The sequence below is a fragment of the Hymenobacter tibetensis genome, from assembly GCF_022827545.1.
In the GTDB taxonomy this organism is placed as follows: Bacteria; Bacteroidota; Bacteroidia; order Cytophagales; family Hymenobacteraceae; genus Hymenobacter; species Hymenobacter tibetensis.
The window spans coordinates 3,662,658-3,681,440 of the sequence record NZ_CP094669.1; the positions used below are offsets into that span (position 1 = coordinate 3,662,658).

At 61.3% G+C, this 18,783-nt stretch carries 16 protein-coding genes; 14 read left to right on the top strand and 2 right to left on the bottom strand.

Annotation, left to right across the window (positions count from 1 at the left end; all coding sequences use genetic code 11):
- Window positions 1–266: 266 nt before the first annotated feature.
- The 5 genes from MTX78_RS14575 to MTX78_RS14595 all read left to right on the top strand — a co-directional run bounded on the left by MTX78_RS14575 (window position 267) and on the right by MTX78_RS14595 (window position 7,440).
- Window positions 267–1,358, top strand: coding sequence for an efflux RND transporter periplasmic adaptor subunit (locus MTX78_RS14575; RefSeq protein ID WP_243795634.1), 1,092 nt, complete (start codon window positions 267–269; stop codon window positions 1,356–1,358).
- 18 nt (window positions 1,359–1,376) lie between these two features.
- Window positions 1,377–4,520, top strand: a complete 3,144-nt coding sequence (locus tag MTX78_RS14580) for an efflux RND transporter permease subunit (RefSeq protein ID WP_243795640.1) — start codon at window positions 1,377–1,379, stop codon at window positions 4,518–4,520.
- Window positions 4,521–4,531: 11 nt separating this feature from the next.
- Window positions 4,532–5,833, top strand: coding sequence for a TolC family protein (locus MTX78_RS14585; protein WP_243795648.1), 1,302 nt, complete (start codon window positions 4,532–4,534; stop codon window positions 5,831–5,833).
- 156 nt (window positions 5,834–5,989) lie between these two features.
- On the top strand, window positions 5,990–6,469 hold the full coding sequence (locus tag MTX78_RS14590) for a DUF892 family protein (RefSeq protein ID WP_243795650.1): 480 nt from the start codon (window positions 5,990–5,992) through the stop codon (window positions 6,467–6,469).
- A gap of 350 nt (window positions 6,470–6,819) precedes the next feature.
- Window positions 6,820–7,440, top strand: coding sequence for a TetR/AcrR family transcriptional regulator (locus tag MTX78_RS14595; protein ID WP_243795652.1), 621 nt, complete (start codon window positions 6,820–6,822; stop codon window positions 7,438–7,440).
- 130 nt (window positions 7,441–7,570) lie between these two features.
- Here the strand turns inward: MTX78_RS14595 and MTX78_RS14600 are convergent, their stop codons facing one another.
- Together MTX78_RS14600 and MTX78_RS14605 are read right to left on the bottom strand one after the other, a co-directional pair.
- On the bottom strand, window positions 7,571–7,807 hold the full coding sequence (locus tag MTX78_RS14600) for a transposase (protein ID WP_243795659.1): 237 nt from the start codon (window positions 7,805–7,807) through the stop codon (window positions 7,571–7,573).
- A gap of 9 nt (window positions 7,808–7,816) precedes the next feature.
- On the bottom strand, window positions 7,817–8,323 hold the full coding sequence (locus MTX78_RS14605; protein WP_243795661.1) for a transposase: 507 nt from the start codon (window positions 8,321–8,323) through the stop codon (window positions 7,817–7,819).
- Window positions 8,324–8,768: 445 nt separating this feature from the next.
- Here MTX78_RS14605 and MTX78_RS14610 point away from each other — a divergent pair, with 445 nt between their 5' ends.
- The 9 genes from MTX78_RS14610 (at window position 8,769) to MTX78_RS14650 (ending at window position 18,707) form a co-directional block, all read left to right on the top strand.
- Complete coding sequence (locus MTX78_RS14610; RefSeq protein ID WP_243795663.1) at window positions 8,769–9,056, top strand: ArsR/SmtB family transcription factor; 288 nt, start codon at window positions 8,769–8,771, stop codon at window positions 9,054–9,056.
- Between the two features lie 264 nt (window positions 9,057–9,320).
- The gene (locus MTX78_RS14615) at window positions 9,321–10,481 is read left to right on the top strand and encodes an efflux RND transporter periplasmic adaptor subunit (protein ID WP_243795665.1); all 1,161 of its coding nucleotides are present in this window, start codon (window positions 9,321–9,323) and stop codon (window positions 10,479–10,481) included.
- 12 nt (window positions 10,482–10,493) lie between these two features.
- Window positions 10,494–13,691 (top strand): efflux RND transporter permease subunit, encoded by a 3,198-nt coding sequence (locus MTX78_RS14620; RefSeq protein WP_243795667.1) that lies wholly within the window; start codon window positions 10,494–10,496, stop codon window positions 13,689–13,691.
- 5 nt (window positions 13,692–13,696) lie between these two features.
- Entirely contained in the window at window positions 13,697–15,124 is a 1,428-nt protein-coding gene (locus tag MTX78_RS14625; protein ID WP_243795679.1) for a TolC family protein, read from the top strand.
- 93 nt (window positions 15,125–15,217) lie between these two features.
- A complete protein-coding gene (locus MTX78_RS14630; RefSeq protein WP_243795686.1) occupies window positions 15,218–15,493 on the top strand; it encodes an ArsR/SmtB family transcription factor in 276 nt (91 codons plus the stop codon).
- Window positions 15,494–15,590: 97 nt separating this feature from the next.
- Window positions 15,591–16,337 (top strand): NADPH-dependent F420 reductase, encoded by a 747-nt coding sequence (locus MTX78_RS14635; RefSeq protein WP_243795699.1) that lies wholly within the window; start codon window positions 15,591–15,593, stop codon window positions 16,335–16,337.
- Between the two features lie 54 nt (window positions 16,338–16,391).
- Window positions 16,392–16,838 carry an organic hydroperoxide resistance protein gene (locus MTX78_RS14640; RefSeq protein ID WP_243795701.1) on the top strand — a complete coding sequence of 149 codons (447 nt, stop codon included), beginning with the start codon at window positions 16,392–16,394 and terminating at the stop codon, window positions 16,836–16,838.
- A 140-nt stretch (window positions 16,839–16,978) separates the two neighbouring features.
- Window positions 16,979–17,716: an NADPH-dependent F420 reductase gene (locus tag MTX78_RS14645; protein ID WP_243795703.1), complete on the top strand. Its 738-nt coding sequence runs from the start codon at window positions 16,979–16,981 to the stop codon at window positions 17,714–17,716.
- Between the two features lie 85 nt (window positions 17,717–17,801).
- Window positions 17,802–18,707 (top strand): NmrA family NAD(P)-binding protein, encoded by a 906-nt coding sequence (locus MTX78_RS14650; RefSeq protein WP_243795705.1) that lies wholly within the window; start codon window positions 17,802–17,804, stop codon window positions 18,705–18,707.
- Window positions 18,708–18,783: the final 76 nt, after the last annotated feature.

The following is an 18,783-nucleotide window of genomic DNA, read 5'->3' on the forward strand; positions in this document are numbered from 1 at the left end:
CAGTTGGGACATGCGACGCACGCCAACCGGTGTCAGGGTCGGTGCCACTGCCAATGAAAGCTTGATGAAGCAGCTCAGAATGTGCCTTATCCATTTACGAGATCAATCCCTGCCTTTTCTCGATGATAAGGAGGGCTCTTCAAGTTAATGGCTACCCGCCTATTGCTATATCTTTTTAGATGCGCTCTGCTGGATGATTACTCAATTTTAAACATTTATGACTAACAGTCACTTTATGAATATTAGTAATAACCGTTAATCCTTTTATGTCTGCCTTTCTCATGTTTATCCCCATCCAATCGCCTCGTTGGCTCTTATTTGCACTGCTACTGGGCATCACGGCCTGCTCGAAGCCCGTAGATACAGCAGAAGTGACTGCCGCCTCTGCCGTCTCGTCCCCAGGTCTTGGGGAAATAGCGGTGCAGGTGCAAGCCGTGGGCACGGCCACTAGGCCGCAAACCCAAACCTACAGCGGCACGATTGAGGCGGAAAACACAGCTGATCTCGCGTTTAGCGTAGCTGGTTCGGTACGCCGGGTGCTCGTGCGTGAGGGTGATCAGGTCCGCGCCGGCCAGCTGCTGGCTGAGCTAAACGCGGAAGAATACGCCAGCGCGCTGGCAGGGGCCAACGCATCCTTGCAGGAAACGCGCGACCACGCCCGCCGCGCGCAGCAGCTCTTTGCAGGCCAGAGTTTAACCGAGCGGGAACTGGTGCAGGCTACTGCGGGGTTGCAGCGGGCCGAAGCCACTGCCCGCGTGGCCCGCAAGCACGTCGCGGACACCTATTTGCGGGCCCCGTTTGCGGGCCTGATTGCGGCCAAGCTGGTGGAACCCGGCGTGTCGGCTGCGCCCGGCGCGCCCGCCTTCCGCCTCATCAAAACCGAGCAGGTGTTTGCGCAGGCCGTGGTGCCGGAAGTTGAGATTGGGTGGATGCGCCGGGGCACCAGCGTGCAAGTGCTGGTACCGGCGCTGGGCCGCGAGTTCCAGGGCCGGGTGCAAGTCATCAACCCAGTGGCCGACCCCGCTTCGCGCAGCTTTCAACTGAAAGTGCTGCTGCCCAACCCGGGCCTACGTCTGCTGCCGGGCATGCGGGCCAGTTTGCAGATTCCGCTGCCGGCCGGGCAAGGAACACCCGTGGTAGCGGTCGCCCCGCAACTGGTCGTGCAGGAAGCCGACGGCGCGAGCGTGGTGTATGTAGCCGATGCCGCCGGCCACACCGCCCAGCGTCGCCGGGTGGTACTCGGGCCAGTACAAGGCAACCAGGTGGTGGTAAGCCAAGGCTTAGCCGCCCACGAGCAAATCATTATGGCGGGGCAGCAACGCCTGCACGACGGGCAGGCCATCCGCATCATTCACTAGTTCTTCCTACCCCCCCTTATGGAAAACAAGCAACCCCCGCGCCGCCTCAACTTGATTGAGGCGGCCATGAAATACCAGCAGGTCACGTTTGGCCTTACCCTGCTGCTGGCGCTAGCGGGCATCTGGGCCCTCTACAGCATGCCCCGGATGGAGGACCCGCGCATCACCATCCGGCAGGGCCTGGTGCTGGCGGCCTACCCCGGCGCGAGTGAACTGGAAGTGGAAAACCAGGTAACCAAGCGCCTGGAGCAGCAGCTCTTTAGCTACAAGGAGGTGCGCAAGGAGAAAACCTACTCCACCACCAAGGCCGGGGCGGTGGTCGTGAACGTGACGCTGCAGGACTGGGTGACCGACACCGACAAGTTCTGGACCAAGCTGCAGGATGGCCTCAATGCCAGCAAGCAGCAGTTGCCGCCGGCCCTGCAGGGGCCGTTCGTGAACGGCGAGTTTGGCGACGTGGCGGCGCTAATGGTCGCCGTAACCGCCCCAGACCGCAGCTACGCCGACCTCCAGGAGTACCTCGACAAGCTGGAAGATGCCCTCAAGACCCTGCCGCAGGTGTCGAAGATTCGGCGCTACGGCGAACAGCGCGAGCAAGTCTACGTGACCACCTCGGTTGACCAGTTACGCCAGTACGGGCTCGATTTCGGGCTGATTGGGCAGGTGCTCCAACGCCAGAACAACGTGCGCTACTCCGGGGAGCTGAGCTTGCCTAAGGCCAACGTACCCGTCTTTACCGAAGGGCTCTACCGCTCACAAGAGGCCTTGGCCAACCAAGTGGTGTACGCCGACCCGGCGTCGGGCAGCCAGGTGCGGCTACGCGAGGTGGCCCAACTGGAACGTCGCAACGAAGACGTAACCTCGCACATCAAAATCGACGGGCACTCGGCCGTGATGCTGACGGTGGAAATGCAGCCGGGCAACAACATGGTGTGGTTCGGGCAGCAGCTCGCCGCGCGCATCAAGCAGGTGGAGGCCACGTTCCCGGCCGGCGTGCAGGTACAGGAAATTGTAAGCCAACCGCGGGTGGTGGACCACAAATTGCGCGACTTTTTCGTGGAACTCAGTATTGCCGTGGCCGCCGTCATTGCGGTGGTTTTGCTGCTGCTGCCGCTGCGCATCGCTCTGATTTCAGCCATTGCCTGCCCGCTGTCCATTCTTATCACGTTTGCCGTGCTGCACATGCTGGGCATGGAAATTCATCAAGTGTCGCTGGCGGCCCTAGTGATTGTGCTGGGCATGGTCGTGGACGACGCCATCGTGGTAGTCGACAACTACGTGGAGAAGCTCGACGAGGGCATGGACCGCTGGCAGGCGGCTTGGCGCTCGGCTACCGACTTATTTGTGCCGGTCCTGGCCGCAACGGCCGCCATCATCTTTGCCTTCCTGCCCTCGGCCCTCGTGTACACGGGCCTGACGCGGGAATTTTCCATGCACATTCCCGCTACCGTGGCCGTGGCGCTCACCACCTCGTTGCTGGTGTCGATGCTGCTCACGCCGTCCTTGTGCTACTTCGCCATTCGCAAGGGGCTGCACACCCAGCAGGCCGAGGCCCCGGCAACCAAGTTCTCGGTGCTCGACCGGGTGCAGCAGCGCTTCAACCGGGCCGTGGACTGGAGCTTTGCGCACCCCAAGCTAGTGCTTACGCTGGGTTTCTCGTCCCTGGTCCTGGCCGGCGTGTTCGGCTCGCAGGTGAAGTTCGAGTACCTGCCCTACTCGGAGCGCGACCAATTCAACCTGGAGTTGTGGCTGCCCGAGGGCACGCCCGTAACCCAGACAGAAAAGGCCGTGGACCGCGTGACGGCCGCTATCAAGGACGACCCACGCATCCGCCAAGTGGTTAGCTTTATTGGCACCGGTTCGCCGCGCTTTTACTCGAGTTACGCCCCCGAGGCTCCGGCCGAAAACTACGCCCAAGTGTTCATCAACACGGTTAGTGGCGAAGCTACCGTGGAATTGGCCCAGCAGTACACCCACTCGCTCCAGCAACTAGTGCCCGAGGGCTCCGTGCGGGTCCGCCGCCTAAGCTGGAAAGAAACCAAGGCCCCGCTGGAAGTGCGCGTGGTAAGCGAAAATACCGCCGATTTACGCGCCGTGGGCCAGCAGGTGGCCAAGATTTTTGCCGCTACTCCCAACACCCACTTTGTGCGCGACGACTGGCGCAACTCCTATTTGGGCGTGGCCGTGCAGGTGAAGCCAGACGAGGCCGACCGCCTGGGCGTGAGCAAGGAAGCTGTGGCGCAGACCCTGGGCGGCAGCCTCAAGGGTTGGCCCGTATCCACGCTCTGGGAAGGCGACAAGCCCCTGGACATCGTGCTGCGGCTTGAGGAGGGCGACCGCCAAAACCTGAGCGACGTGCGCCAGGTGTACGTGACGACGGCGTACAACACGAAAGTACCCCTGCGGCAGGTGGCCGACGTAGTGCCCGCTTGGCACCTGAGCAACATCGTGCGCCGCAACGGCCGGCGCACGCTCACCGTGAGCAGTGACACCGACTTTGGCCGGGTAGCCGCCCAGATTCTACGCGACGTGAAGCCCCAGCTCGACGCCCTCAAGCTACCGGCCGGCACGCACCTCGAATACGGCGGTGATGACGAGTCGGGCCGCGACGCGACCCCCAACTCCAACCTAGCCCTGGGTTTGAGCTTTCTGCTGATTTTCCTCACGCTGCTGCTGCAATTCCGCCACGTGGGCCGGGCCTTGATTGTGTTGTCTACCTTCTTTCTAAGCTTGCCGGGCGCCATGTTTGGCCTCTGGATCACCGATAACCCGCTGGGCATGACGGCTTTCCTGGGCATCAACAGCCTCTTGGGCATTGTGGTGCGCAACGGCATCATCCTGGTCGATTACGCCGATGAGTTGGTGCGGGAACACAACTACTCGGTAAAGGACGCCGCCATTGCTTCGGCGCAACGCCGGATGCGGCCCATTTTCCTGACCTCATCGGCCGCCGCCGTGGGCGTGATTCCGATGATCCTGAGTAAGTCGCCTCTGTGGTCGCCGCTGAGCAGCGTGATTGCCTTTGGCATTATGGTCGCCATGGTCATGACCCTGTTCGTGGTGCCCGTCCTCTACTACCAGTCCCTGAAAGGCCAGCGCCAGGTGACGCCGGCCGCGACGCCTGACGACGACCAGCCCGCCTTAACGCTGGCCACCAATTAGCTTTTCCCTACATGAAAGTCATATTCTACGTGGGTCTGGTGCTGGCAGCCCCGGGCCTTTACGCCCAATCAGGGCCCGCCCTTGCCCCCATTTCGCCGCCCATTGCCCTGGCCCCGCTTTCCCTGGCCGAGTGCCGGGCATTAGCCCTAGAACACAACCAGCGCCTGGCCGCCGCGGGCCGGCGGCAGCGGGCCGCCGAAGCCGGGCACGAGGCCACAAAAACCAACCGCTTGCCCAAGCTGGATTTCAGTGGCACCGGCTACTATGTGCACGGTTTAGGCAACACCTTGAATACGCAGGGCGTCACGGCAGGCGTAGGCCTCACCCAGACCCTCTACTCGGGCGGACGCCTCCGCGCCCAAACCGCCCTCGCGGACGTAACGGCCCAGGTGGCCACCGCCGCCGTACAAGCCACCCGGCAGCAGCAGCTAACCGAAACCGACCAGACCTACTGGCAAACCGTTGCCCTGCGCGACCACGTAATGCTGGCCGAGCGCAACCGGACCCAGCTGCAAGCTCTGGTGCGGGACGTTGACAACAAATACCGGGCGGGCCTGGCCTACCAAGCCGATTTGCTGCGGGCCCAAGTCCAGCTGCGCGACGCCGAAGTACGGCTGCTGCGCACCCGCGACGACGCGCTTCTCATCCAGTTGGTGCTGCGCCAGCTGATCGGGCGACCGGCCGGCGACTCGTTGCGCCTAGCCGATTCCGTCGAGGGCGAGTTTGCGACGGTTAGCCCCGCCGACTACGCGGCCCGGGCCCGGGCGCAGCGGCCGGACCTGCGCCGACTCGCCCTCGCCAACCAGGCAGATTCCCTGCAACTGGAGGTGGCCCGCAGTGCCCGATGGCCGCAAATCAACGCCAGCGTTAACGCCTTGTACCTGCGGCAGAAGCCCGGTTTTCTGCTGCCCGAAGCCAACAATACGCCCGCCTACGCCTTGGTCAGCGTGAATCTGCCGCTGGTGCACTGGCAGGAAAACCGGCTGCTGGAAAGCCAGCGGCGCTACCTAACCCAGGCCAGCCGGGCCGACCTGGCGGAAGCCCACCAGCAGGTAACGCTGGAAGTGAGCCGCGCCCTGTTGCGCCTCAACCAGGCGGCCCGGCGCATCGAGTTGCAGCGCCTCACGCTGACGCAGGCTCAGGAAAATCTGCGCCTCAACGACAACCGCTTCCGCGCCGGCCTGCTCCCGCTCGTTGATTTACTGGAAGCCCAAACCCTAAGTCAGCGTGCCGCCACCGAGTTGCTTGATGCGAAAGTGGAATACCGCGTTGCCGAGGCGGCCTTGGCGCAAGCAACAGGGGAGCAATTCTAGCGACGGCCTGATCACCAGAACCAGAAAGCAATTAAGGGTAAAAAGAACATATTGTGACTAATAGTCATTTTTTAACTGTTAGTGCAACTAGCTACTGTTTTCTCCGTTATTGCAACCAAGTAAGCTGTTCTTACCGCCACCTAACTTTCTTTTCTCATGGAATCCCAAGCCCTCAAAGAACTAATTAAACAAGGATTGGCCGCCGATAAAGCCGGCAGCAAAATAGGCGCTGAGTCCACCGCCGACATTCAGAACAATGCCAGCCACCCCGACTTATTGGCGCTGCTCGACAAAGGCAATACCACGTCGAAAGAATGGGCGCAGCGTATTGACCGGGCCATAACCGAAGTAGGGGGCGTCGCCGAACGGCCCAACGAAGTGCTGGAAGCCCACTACCGGGTAAGCAAAGAAATCAGCAGCGAGGCGCAGACGGACGAGGTGCGCGACCTGGGAATCATTGCCAGCGGCCAACTGGCCCTGCATTATTGGATTGCTTCTTTCGGCACCCTCAAAGCCTACGCGGAGGCCGTCGGCCTCTCCCAAACGGCCCGGGAGATGCAGGCCTCGGTTGAAGAAGCAAAGCAACTGGATGAGGAATTCACGGCGCTGGCGCAAAAAATGCTGGCGGTAAAGTAGGGCGCAGCCCCACTCGTAGCGGCTGCCTAGCGGTTTTAGGCTGTCCCATTCTTCGCTACGCTAGTATGTTACGCCCCCTATCGTGCGGGGGCTCGTTCGGCCGGACGAGTCCCCGCACGATAGGGGGCACTTCGTTTCTGCCTTATGCATAACCGTTCAGGTCGGCCGGCGAGTAGGCTGCGCTTCGGGCCTGGTCCACAAGCTACCGGATGGGCCCCGGACGAGCCATAGCAGCTCCTTCCCACGCCCCTCTGGGCAACGGGGTAGAGTGGTTAACTGATAAACTCTTACCTGCTGGGTCAAAAGACCGTACTTTTGACTTACTAGTCACAAACTGACTATTCTGACTTATGGGAGTAGCAGAGCGAAAACTGCGCGAGAAAAAGCAGCGGGAAGAGGCCATTCTAGCGGCAGCCAAGCAAGTGTTCCAACAAAAAGGCTTGGTCGCGGCGACGATGGATGATATTGCCGCCGTGGCCGAGTTGGCGAAGGGCACCCTCTACCGGCACTACCGCAGCAAAGAGGATATCATGCTCCTTATCAATGAGCGGGCGTTACAGGAAATGCACGGGCAATTTGTGCAGGTAACGGCAGCAGCCGCCACGGGGCTGGAAAAGATTTTGCGCTTGACGCAGGCGTACTACGCATTTTGCCTGGCTCACCCCGCCTACTTCGACTTCATCGCCTTCTTTGAATCCCCCTTTCCTAGTACGAACGTAGCAACGTTGTATGCCACCAACACGGCTATTCGGGAGTTGGTCATGCACCTCTTAGAGCAAGGCATGCAGGACGGATCTATCCGGACGGATCTTAAAGCCGAGCTGCTGACCAATATCATGTGGGCGAGCAGTTACGGGATTATGCAGCTCATCGTGAGCCGCGGCGGACACTTAACCGAAAACCAGGAAATCAACCTCGATGAGCTCTTCGCGACCTACCTGACGACCTTGACCGCGGGGCTTCGGCCTTGAGAGGGCCCAGTAAAAGTGACTTATTTGGGGCGTAAGGATGGCTCAGATTCTCATAGTGGCTGTTGCAGAACTCTCGCCTGTTAAGCGCCGTGACAAGTAGTAATTCGTCTATCAACCAATAGTCCCTGATTCAGGGCTGGAAAAACCAGTTGGAGGCGGTGCCGGGGGCCTGGGCAGGACGACGGCGAGACCTACCCGCTGTTGGGACCGATATGTGAGAAGCTTTTCTTAGATTGTAGGCCATCGCGGCCAGCAACATCGTCTTGTGGGCACTAGCCCGGCTGCGCGTGTTGACCTGGCGCAGGCCGTAGTGCTGGAGCAAGCTACCAAAGACGGGCTCCACCGTGCTTTGGCACACAAGCCGCATCCGGTGCCCTTATCGGCTCTGCTGGCGGGCCAGCGCCCGGCGGTAGTGCGGGTCATACGCTGTGCGTGTCACCTTGCGCTTGTTGGTTTTAGGGGCACGGATGGCTTTGCGCGGACAGAGCCGGCAATCGCGGGTGGAGGCGCGGTAGGGCTTGAACAGGCCACCATCCAGACTCGTCTCGTAACTCCGAAAGGGCAGAAACTTACCGGCCGGACAGGTGAAGCAGTCTGCTTGGGCATCATAGGGAAAACCCTCCACGACCAGCTTGTAGTTGCCAAAGACGGGGATCCAGGGCGTGATGCCCTGCTGCTCGAGCAGAGCGTAGTTCACCCCGGTCGAGTAATTGGTGTCGGCTACCAGGTCTTGCAGGGGCACGCCCTGGGCGAGCAAGCGCTGGCGCAGGTGCGTAACCAGTTTAGGCAGGTACACACAGTCCCGGATATCGGCCAAGTCGGCCTGGACGTGGCTGATCACGCCATGGGCCGTGTCCACGGCCAGGCTGCAGTGGTAGTTCAAGGCGCGCGGTTTGCCGAGCTTGATAGAAATGCGCGCTTCCGGATCGGTCGGACTGTAGTGCGTTTTGTTGCTTATCAGACGGGCGCGGGGGCCTCGCGCACCAAAGAGTCCCGTCCAATGCTGGTACGCGCTCGGAGAGCCGAAAGCGCGTGACCTGCTGATCGGTGAACTGCTTCTGGCCTTGCAGCTGCTTGCTCCGAAACCCAACGCCGAATAGGTCATACGTTCTGCAACAGCCACGATGATATTCTGTGCCTTCCTTATGGCCTCAAACGGTCCAGCGGAACTCGACCACCTCACAAGAGTCTAACTATTGGCTTTGAATAGATGCCTCATCTCAACTGCGCCTAATACGCCCGCTAGCCAGAACCATTTCGACACGCTACCAGTTACAAAACATTAACTCATGCGCATGAGGTAAAAACATTGCTTATCTTTACTTTCCATGGATACCAAGTCCCTCGTCAAGTTAGCTAAGTCGCTGAGCGACCCTACTCGTCTTCGCTTGTTGCAGGAGATTGCCAAAGGAGATATCACGGTGTGTGCCGACTTATTTCAGTACGTGCCTATCAGCCAGCCCTCCATGTCGCAGCATCTAAAAGCCCTCTGCGAGGCGGGTTTACTGGAATCGCACAAGGAAGGCCGGAACATGTGTATGTCCATTAATGCTGAAAAGCTAAAGGAGCTGGAAGATTTCCTGCAACTGCTTAAACCGGCAGTAACTCCACGTTAATTCCTTGGCCCATTCTCAGCCCGTTGGTGGTATCGCCAACGGGTTTTTATTTTTTAAAACATTATTGGTTGCTTATGCATTTATAGCCGATACCTTTGCTGATGCTTAGCAGGAAAGCTAGTGGCTGCCAGCAAAGGGCTTTACCCCGGTTTTTTTTGCCTCATTACATAATCTCATGCTTATCAGATGATGTATTGGCGCCTATTCGTAGCCTATCAACGCACACCACTTCCCCCATTACCCTCACTTGGGTTGCTTTTACTGATGAAACTATCTTCTCTTTTAGCCGGCAGCGTGCTGCTGGCGAGCTGTGCGGAGCAGCAAGCCCCGCAACAGGCCCTGGCCCCGCCGGCCCTGCCGGTACAAGCCCTGCATACCGGTACCGAAACCACGTACCAGGATTACCCGGCTTCCATTGAGGGCGTCGTCAACGTGGAGATTCGGGCGCAGGTCGCGGGGGTACTCGACCGTGTCCTGGTCGATGAGGGCGCAGCGGTGCGCAAAGGCCAGCCACTGTTCAAAATCAACGACGCGCCCTACCGGGAGCGGCTGAATAATGCGTTGGCGGCCCAGCAAGCGGCCGCTGGGTCGGTGACCAGCGCGCAAGTGGAGGTCGATCGATTCGCTCCGCTGGTGCAGAACAAGGTCGTATCGGAGGTGCAACTGCAAACGGCCCAGGCGGCCCTGGTCGTCGCCAAAGCCAACTTGCAGCGCGCCAAGGCCGAGGTTAGCAGTGCCCGGATCAACCTTGGTTACACGACCATTACGGCTCCAGTGAGTGGCTACCTGGGGCGGCTGCAAACCAAGCAGGGTAGCCTGGTAGGCCCCACCGATGCTCAGGCCCTAACGCAACTCTCCGATGTGCACGAGGTGCACACCTACTTCGCGTTGGGCGAGGACGATTTTGTCACCTTCCGCAAACAGTACGCCGGCCGGACGCTGCAAGACAAGCTCGCGCACCTGCCGCCGGTGGCCCTGGTGCTGGCCGACCAAAGCACCTACCCCACGCGCGGCAAGGTGGACATGGTGGACGGGCAGTTCAACAAAACGACGGGGGCCGTGACCTTGCGCGCCACCTTCCCCAACGCCAATGGGCTGCTGCGCTCGGGCAACACGGGCACCATCCGACTGGCCCTCCAGCACCCTGATGTGCTGCTGGTCCCCACTGCCGCCACCGTGGAGTTGCAGGACCGCGTGTTCGTGTACGCGGTGGGCGACAGCAACCGCGTCAGCCGCCAGGCCATTACCATTCAGGGCAAGAGCGGAGCCAACTACCTGGTGAGCGAGGGCGTGAAAGACGGCGACCGGATCGTGCTGCAAGGCATCGACCATTTGCAGGAAGGCCAAATCATCCAGCCCACCCAAGCTTCCAAGGCCAGCGCCGCCGTGCCGGGCAAGGCAGCCACCCAATCCGTTCAGAATTAACTGTTTCCGGTCATGTTTAAGGTATTTATTGAACGGCCCGTACTGGCCACCGTCATCTCCATTCTGCTGGTGATTTTGGGGGGGCTGGCCTTGTGGAAGCTGCCACTTCAGCAGTTTCCCGACATTGCGCCCCCCGCGGTGCTGGTGACGGCTACCTATCCGGGGGCAAATGCCGAGACGCTGCTGCGCTCCGTGGCGCCCTCGCTGGAAGAGTCTATCAACGGCGTGGAGAACATGGTGTACATGAGCTCGACAGCCAGCAACGACGGCTCGCTGGCGATTACGGTGAGTTTCCGGCTGGGCACCGACCCCGACCAGGCGGCCGTGAACGTGCAGAACCGGGTGGCGCAGGCCACCAGCCAGCTGCCCGCCGAGGTGGTGCAGCAGGGCGTAACCGTGGCCAAGCAGCAGAACAGCATGGTGGTTGTGCTCAACCTCTATTCCGATGATGCGCGCCAGTACGACCAAACCTTTTTGACGAACTACGCCCAAATCAACCTGGTGCCCGAGCTCAAACGCATTCCAGGCATCGGGTCGGCGGTGCTGTTTGGGGGCAACCGCGCCTACTCCATGCGCATCTGGCTGAACCCGGCCCAGCTGGCCAGCTACAACCTCACGCCGGCCGAGGTAATGGCCGCCATTCAGGACAAAAACCTGGAGGCTGCCCCCGGCCGCCTGGGCGAGAGCAGCCAGGAAGCCTTTGAGTACGTCATCAAGTACAAAGGCAAGCGCAGCCAGCCCACGGACTACGAAAATATGATTGTCCGGGCCAATGCCGACGGCTCGATGCTGCGCCTCAAGGACGTGGCGCGGGTGGAGTTCGGCTCGGCGACCTATAACGGCGACGTGCGCATTTCGGGCAAGCCGGGCATCAACATCGGCATCTTCCAAACGGCCGGCTCGAACGCCAACGAGCTGCAGATTGCCGTGGCGCAGGTGATGCAGAAGCTGGAAAAGGACCTGCCCAAAGGCGTGAAGCAACAGACGCTCTACACCACTAAAACGGCGCTGGATGCCTCCATCGAGCAGGTGGAACACACGCTGGTGGAGGCCTTTATTTTGGTGTTCATCGTGGTGTTCATCTTCCTGCAGGATTTCCGCTCGACCTTGATTCCGGCCATTGCCGTGCCGGTGGCCATCGTGGGCACGTTCTTTTTCATGCAGCTGGTGGGCTTTTCCATCAACCTGCTCACGCTCTTTGCGCTGGTGCTGGCCATCGGCATCGTGGTCGATGATGCCATTGTGGTGGTGGAGGCCGTGCACAGCAAGCTGGAGGAAGGCGCCCACTCGGTGAAAGCGGCCACCACGCAGGCCATGAGCGAGATTACCGGGGCCATCATTTCCATTACCCTGGTGATGGCGGCCGTGTTTCTGCCGGTGGGCTTAATGGACGGCTCGACGGGGGTGTTCTACCGCCAGTTTGCCTTTACGATGGCCATTGCCATCGTCATTTCGGCCGTCAACGCCCTGACATTGAGCCCCGCCCTGGCGGCGCTCTTTCTCAAGCACACCCCGCACGACGGGGAACATGCCGCCCCGAGCACGTTTAAAACCCGCTTTTTTGCGGGCTTCAACCGCAGCTTCGAGCGGCTGACTACTCGCTACGTGGGTAGTATTAAATTCCTGATCCGCCACAAGTGGGTGGGGCTGAGCGGTCTGGTGCTGGTGGCCGTGCTCACCGGCTGGCTGGCCAAGCGCACGCCCTCCGGCTTTATCCCGTCGGAAGACCAGGGCTTTGTGGCTATTGCCATGTCCCTGCCGGCCGGCGCGTCGCTCGACCGCACCAACCACGTGGGCTTGCAGTTGGAGGAGCAACTGCGTACCATGCCGTCCGTCGAGAAAATCAACCTGCTGACGGGCTTTAGCATCCTGACTTCGTCGAACAGCGCCTCGGCGCTCACGGCGTTCGTCATTCTGAAACCCATCCCGGAGCGGGGCGCGGTGCAGGACATCAACGCCATCATGGCCACCATCCGCGAGAAGGCGGCGGCGACCATCAAGGGGGCCGATACCTTCGTGTTTACCACGCCCACCGTGCCGGGCTTCGGCAACGTGGAAGGCCTGGAAGTGGTGTTGCAGGACCGCACCGGCGGCGAGCTGCCTAAGCTCGGACGGGTGGGCCAGGACTTTATTGCCGAGCTGATGAAGCAGCCAGCAATCGGCGTGGCCTTCACCTCGTTCCGGGCCGACTACCCCCAACTAGAGGCGGAAGTGGACGAGGTGAAAGCGGCCCAATTGGGCGTGGGCGTGCAGCGCGTGCTGCAAACCATGCAGGCCTACTTCGGCAGCGCCCAAGCCTCGGATTTCAACCGCTTTGGCAAGTACTACCGGGTGGTGGTGCAGGCCGACAAGGCCAACCGCGCTGACCCCTCGGCCCTGAACGGGGTGTTTGTGAAAAACGACCGGGGCGAGATGGTGCCCCTGGCCACGCTGGTGCGCCTCAAGCGGGTGTTCGGGCCGGAAACGGCCTCGCGCTACAACCTCTTCAATGCCTTGACCATTAACGCGGTGCCCAAAAAAGGCTATAGCTCCGGCGATGCCATCAAGGCCGTGGAGCTGGTGGCCGAGAAGTACTTGCCCGCGGGCTACACCCACGAGTTTTCGGGCTTGACGCGCGAGGAAATCTCGTCGGGCAATCAGTCGACTGTCGTGTTCCTGATGTGTTTGGTGTTCGTGTATTTCCTGCTGGCGGCCCAGTACGAGAGCTACATCCTGCCCTTTGCCGTGCTGCTGTCGCTGCCGGCGGGCATGGTCGGGGTGTTCGCGGCCATCGGCTTTGCCGGCATCACCAACAACATCTACGTGCAGGTGGCTTTGATTATGCTCATTGGCCTGCTGGCCAAGAACGCCATCCTCATTGTGGAGTTTGCCTTGCAGCGCCGCCACGCGGGCGAGCCGCTGGTGCAGGCCGCGCTCAATGCCTCGGCTTCGCGCCTGCGCCCCATCCTGATGACCTCGCTGGCCTTCGTGGTCGGGCTGCTGCCCATGATGCGGGCCCAGGGTCCTTCCGCGCAGGGCAACCATTCCATCAGCATCGGGGCCGCGGGCGGCATGCTCACGGGCGTGGTGCTCGGCCTGTTCCTCATCCCGCTGCTATTCGTGATTTTTCAACGCCTGAACGAGCGCCTCAGCGGTACGCCCGGTTCCCAAGCGCCCAGCCCGGCTTCCGCTGAGCTGAAGCGGGTGCCGGCCCACGCCACGGTTAGCTAACCCCCATGACTACTTCTAGAAAAACTCTCTGGCACCAACTACCGCTGGTGCTGGCCGGGCTGCTATTGGCAGCTTCCTGCAACGTGTCGAAAGACGTTCCCCTACCCTCCCTGCCGCTGCCGGCCACCTACCGCACGGCGACCAACGCCGATACAACTTCCGTGGTCAATTTGCCCTGGCGGAGCTTTTTCACCGAGCCGGCCTTGCAGCAACTGCTCGACAGCGCCACCCGGCGCAACAACGACTTGCAGCTGGCTATTCAGAATATCGCCTCGGCGCAGGCTACTCTCAAGCAGGCTCGACTCGGCTACTTTCCGGCCGCGACCTTGCAAGCGGGCGTAACGACCAATCGGCCCTCCAACAACAGCCTGAACGGTATTTCCCTCAGCCAGTTTCTGGGCACCAAGCACATCGAGGATTACAACCTCTCGCCGGCCATCAGCTGGGAAGCCGACATTTGGGGCAAAATTCGCAGCCGCAAGCAGGAGGCGCTGGCCGCCTACCTGCAAAGCCAGGAAGCCCGCAAGGCCGTGCAAACGCAGGTGGTAGCGCAAGTGGCCCAGGGCTACTACAACCTGCTCATGCTGGACACCCAGCTAGCCGTGGCCCGGCGCAACTTCGCCCTCACGGACAGCACCCTGCGCTTCACCCGGCTGCAGTTCACCGCTGGCCAGGTGACGGCGCTGGCCGTGCAGCAGGTCGAGGTGCAGCGCCTGACGGCGGCCGGCCTCATTCCCGAGTTCGAGCAGGCCATCACGGTGCAGGAAGATGCCCTAAGCATCTTGGCCGGGCGGATGCCGGGCGGCATTAGCCGCACCGGCAACCTGCTGCGGGTGCAAGTGCCGGTCGTGGCCGCGGGCGGGGTGCCGGCGGCGCTCCTGGCCCGGCGGCCCGACGTGCGCAGTGCCGAACTGGCCCTCGACCGGGCCAACGCCACGGTGGGCTACACCAAAGCCCAGCTCTACCCCACGCTGGCCATCACGGCCCAGGGCGGCCTCAACGCCTTCCAGGCCAGCAACTGGTTTAGCGTGCCGGCCTCGTTGTTTGGCACGGCCGCCGCGGGGCTCACGCAGCCGCTGTTTCAGCGCGGGGCGTTGCGCACGCAGTACCAGCAGGCCCAAATTGACCGCGAGCGGACGGTGATTCAGTTTCGCCAGCAGGTGCTGGTAGCGGTGGGTGAAGTGTCGGATGCCCTCGGGCAAATCACGCGCACGCAGACCCAGCAGGCCCTAGCGACGGAGCGCGTCAGCACGCTACGCCAGGCGACGACTAATGCCAACCTGCTGTTCCGCAGCGGCCTGGCCAGCTACCTGGAAGTCATCACGGCCCAGAGCAACGCGCTGCAAAGCGAGCTGGAACTGGCTTCGCTCAAACGCACCCAGCTAGGGGCCAATGTGGAGTTGTACCGGGCCGTGGGCGGCGGCTGGCAGTAGGAAACAGCCTACAAGCCGCTAATCACGCTACGCACGCTCCCTACTTCGGCCAGCGAATGCCAAGCAAAATCCTCCTCTCCCCACCCTCCTGTTATGGATACCAAGTCTCTCGTCAAGCTAGCCAAGTCGCTGAGCGACCCCAGCCGCCTGCGCATGCTGCAGGAGATTGCGCGGGCCCAGCGGCTGGGATGCGCCAATCTGTATGCGTTTGTGCCCATCAGTCAATCTTCCATGTCGCAGCACGTCAAGGCGCTGGTAGATGCGGGGCTGGTTGATTCGTGTAAGGAGGGCCGCAACATGTACTTGACTATCAACACCGAAAAGCTGCAGGAGCTGGAAAGCTTTCTGCAGTTGCTGAAGATGCCTTAGCTCTCCTGTAGCAAATCACTGCTGCACAATGCCTTTTGCAGGGCGGGCCGCAGGAGGTTTTCGTCGTGGAAACAAGCAACTACTTAACCCCCATCCCATGAAAATCGGAATCATTGGCACCGGCCCCGTCGGCGGCTCCCTGGCCAAAAACCTGGCTGCCCTCGGCCACCAAGTGAAAGTAACCAACACCCACCAGCCCGCCGAATTAGCCCAAAAAGCCCGGGAATTGGGGGCTAGCCCCGCCACCCTGCACGACGTGGTGCAGGACGTGAACCTTGTTTTTATCGCCGTGCCTTTCAAGGTACTGGACGAGTTTCCGAAAGACCTGTTCCGGTCGTTGCCCCCCGAGGTAATCGTGGTGGACACCGGCAACTACTACCCCTTCCGCGACGAGAAAATCGAGGCGCTGGAGCAGGGCACGCCGGAAAGCGTGCTGGCGGCCAAGCACCTAGGGCGCCCCCTCCTGAAAGCCTTCAACAACCTGCTGGCCGAGACGATTGCCAGCGGCGGCACCGCCCCCGGCACGCCCGGCCGCATTGCCCTTTCCATTGCGGGCGACGACGCGCGCGCCAAACAAATCCTATCCGACCTCTGCAACGACCTCGGCTTCGACGTGGTGGACGGGGGTAGCCTGGCCGACTCGTGGCGGCAGCAGCCGGGCACGCCGGCCTACTGCACCGAGCTCACGGCCCCCGAGCTGACCCAGGCCCTGGCCAACGCCGTGCCCGGCAAAGCCCCGCAGATACGCGACCAGATTATCTCGGAGCTGCTGCAACGCGAAGCTTGGCCTACCCGCGAAGAAGTAGTGGCCGGCAACCGCGCCCGGCAGCTAGGCAAGGCGTAGCCGGACCACGCTTTTCCCTAGGTTCTTTTTTAAACAAAATTTCAAGCTACTATCATGGCAACTACCATCATGCACTCGGCGCAAGCCAAATCTATCGGCGGCCGCGACGGTCGTATTGAATCAACCGACCACGTGCTCAACCTGGAGCTGACCATGCCCCGCAGCCTGGGCGGCCGGGCCCGCGAAGGCGCCACCAACCCCGAGCAGCTCTTTGCTGCCGGCTACGCCGCCTGCTTCGGCAATGCCGTCATTCACATTGCCCGCCAAGCCAAGGTGAACGTGGGCGACATCTCCGTGGACGCCCAGGTAGAACTGTTCATGAATGAAGAAAACCTGCCCACCCTCGGCGTAGCCCTGCACGCCAACCTGCCCGGCGTAGACCAGGCCCAGGCCGAAGAAATTGTGGATAAGGCCCACCATACCTGCCCCTACTCGCGGGCCACGCGCGGCAATATCGACGTGAAGCTCACCGTCACCACCGACGCCGCAGTAGCCGCCTAGGCCGCCCCGTTTGGCAGCGCGAACCTAGCGCCCGGCTCCAGAGCGATTCTAGACCGAGCGCCAGGTTCTCCATGCAGCTCGGCCCGCCTGTTGGGCTAACTGATGTAACCCCCTTCTTTTCACGATTACGCATTCTCTTTATGAAGATTGGCATTATCGGCACCGGTTCCATCGGGGCTACCCTCGCGCAAAAGCTGGCCGCGGCCGGCCACCAGGTGAAAGTCACCAACACCCGCCAGCCCGACGAGCTGGCCAAAAAAGCCCGGGAGCTAGGCGTAGCCCCGGCCACCCTGCCGGAAGTAGTGCAGGACGTGGACGTGGTATTCGTCAGCATCCCCCTGCATGCCATTCCGAAGCTGCCCGCTGGCCTGCTGCGCGACCTGCCCCCGGCGGTAGTGGTAGCGGATACCAGCAACTACTACCCGCAAAGGGACGAGAAAATCGACGCTTTAGAAAACGGGCAAGTCGAAAGCGTGTGGGTGGCCGAGCAGCTGGGTCGCCCCATCGTCAAAGCCTACAACAACATCCTGTCCCAGACGCTGGTGGCGGGTGGCACCGCGCCCGGCACACCCGGCCGCATCGCCATTTCGGTAGCCGGCGATGACGAGCGGGCCAAGCAGGTGGTGGCCGCCCTCATCAACGACACCGGCTTTGACGTGGTAGACGCGGGCTCCTTGGCCGACTCGTGGCGGCAGCAGCCCGGCACTCCGGCCTACTGCACCGAACTCACGGCCCCCGAGCTGACCCAGGCCTTAGCCAATGCCGTGCCCGGCAAAGCCCCGCAGATACGCGACCAGATTATAGCCCAGCTCACGCAGCGAGGCACGCCCCCCACGCGCGAAGACCTCCTGGCCCTGAATCGCTCGCTGGGCATGTAGGGCCCTGCGCCGGCCGCCCCGACCCTAGTGCCTTCGTAGCCGCTCCCGGCCCCACCAACCTATTACAAATTCAGCGCAACCTCCCATGGAAAACAAGCAAAATCCGACCGTCCTGGTCCTAGGCGCCAGCGGCACCATCGGCCGTCAAGTCATCAAAGACCTGGAAGGTCAAGCGGTCAACGTGCGCAGCACCTCGCGCAAGCAGGAGGTAGTAGACCAGCTTACCCGCGAAGGCAAAGACTGTAAATACTTGGACCTGGATGACCCCAGAACCTTTGCGCTGGCGCTAGCTGGGGTGGACCGGGTATTTCTGCTAACCGGCTACACGGTGGCCATGCTCACGCAGAGCAAAACCCTGGTGGATGCGGCCAAAAAGGAGGGCGTCCAGCATATCGTGCATGTGGGCGTGTTTGCGGAGTGGGACACGACCGATGCCCACTTTGCCTGGCATCAGCTGATTGAAAAATACATCGAGACCAGCGGCATCGCCTGGACCCACCTTCACCCGAACATGTTTATGGAGGTGTTCACGGGGCTCTACATCCCCAAGAATCTAACCTACACCAGCTACTGGGACGATAGAAGAGTCGGCTACATTGCTTCCAGTGATATCGCGGCAGTGGCCGCCAAAGCCCTCGTGGATGGTCCAGTGCGGCACGGTGGTCAGCACTACTGGTTAAGTGTGGAAAGCTTCAACGGACAGGAAATTGCGGCGCTGTTGAGCGAGGTCACTGGCCTAGAAATCAAGCACGAGAACAAAGGGCTTGAAGGGTTTAAAGAGCTGATTGCAACGCTGCTGGCGAATGGGGCGGAGAGCTGGTACGCGAAGGCCAATATTGACTTTGTGACGCAGATGCTCGACGGCCGGATGTCCTATATGTCGATGGTGCAAAACGATATTCCCTACGTGCTGGGCCGGCCCGCCAAGACCCTGCGGGAATTTTTGGAGGAGCACAAGTCTGCGATTGTGGAGTCAGCCAAGTCGATATAAAGGACATGCGGCGCTGGATAGCATCGGCTAGGGCCAAGGCCTCGGAGAAAGTTCTGCCGGGAAAAAAAACACGCAT

What these genes read in the sequence shown, in the direction of transcription:
- MTX78_RS14595 (WP_243795652.1), top strand. Translation starts at nt 6,820, where the DNA reads ATGGGAGTAGCAGAGCGAAAACTGCGCGAGAAAAAGCAGCGGGAAGAG.
- MTX78_RS14600 (WP_243795659.1), bottom strand. Translation starts at nt 7,807, where the DNA reads ATGCGGCTTGTGTGCCAAAGCACGGTGGAGCCCGTCTTTGGTAGCTTG.
- MTX78_RS14625 (WP_243795679.1), top strand. Translation starts at nt 13,697, where the DNA reads ATGACTACTTCTAGAAAAACTCTCTGGCACCAACTACCGCTGGTGCTG.
- MTX78_RS14630 (WP_243795686.1), top strand. Translation starts at nt 15,218, where the DNA reads ATGGATACCAAGTCTCTCGTCAAGCTAGCCAAGTCGCTGAGCGACCCC.
- MTX78_RS14585 (WP_243795648.1), top strand. Translation starts at nt 4,532, where the DNA reads ATGAAAGTCATATTCTACGTGGGTCTGGTGCTGGCAGCCCCGGGCCTT.
- MTX78_RS14580 (WP_243795640.1), top strand. Translation starts at nt 1,377, where the DNA reads ATGGAAAACAAGCAACCCCCGCGCCGCCTCAACTTGATTGAGGCGGCC.
- MTX78_RS14640 (WP_243795701.1), top strand. Translation starts at nt 16,392, where the DNA reads ATGGCAACTACCATCATGCACTCGGCGCAAGCCAAATCTATCGGCGGC.
- MTX78_RS14610 (WP_243795663.1), top strand. Translation starts at nt 8,769, where the DNA reads ATGGATACCAAGTCCCTCGTCAAGTTAGCTAAGTCGCTGAGCGACCCT.
- MTX78_RS14650 (WP_243795705.1), top strand. Translation starts at nt 17,802, where the DNA reads ATGGAAAACAAGCAAAATCCGACCGTCCTGGTCCTAGGCGCCAGCGGC.
- MTX78_RS14615 (WP_243795665.1), top strand. Translation starts at nt 9,321, where the DNA reads ATGAAACTATCTTCTCTTTTAGCCGGCAGCGTGCTGCTGGCGAGCTGT.
- MTX78_RS14590 (WP_243795650.1), top strand. Translation starts at nt 5,990, where the DNA reads ATGGAATCCCAAGCCCTCAAAGAACTAATTAAACAAGGATTGGCCGCC.
- MTX78_RS14575 (WP_243795634.1), top strand. Translation starts at nt 267, where the DNA reads ATGTCTGCCTTTCTCATGTTTATCCCCATCCAATCGCCTCGTTGGCTC.
- MTX78_RS14620 (WP_243795667.1), top strand. Translation starts at nt 10,494, where the DNA reads ATGTTTAAGGTATTTATTGAACGGCCCGTACTGGCCACCGTCATCTCC.
- MTX78_RS14645 (WP_243795703.1), top strand. Translation starts at nt 16,979, where the DNA reads ATGAAGATTGGCATTATCGGCACCGGTTCCATCGGGGCTACCCTCGCG.
- MTX78_RS14635 (WP_243795699.1), top strand. Translation starts at nt 15,591, where the DNA reads ATGAAAATCGGAATCATTGGCACCGGCCCCGTCGGCGGCTCCCTGGCC.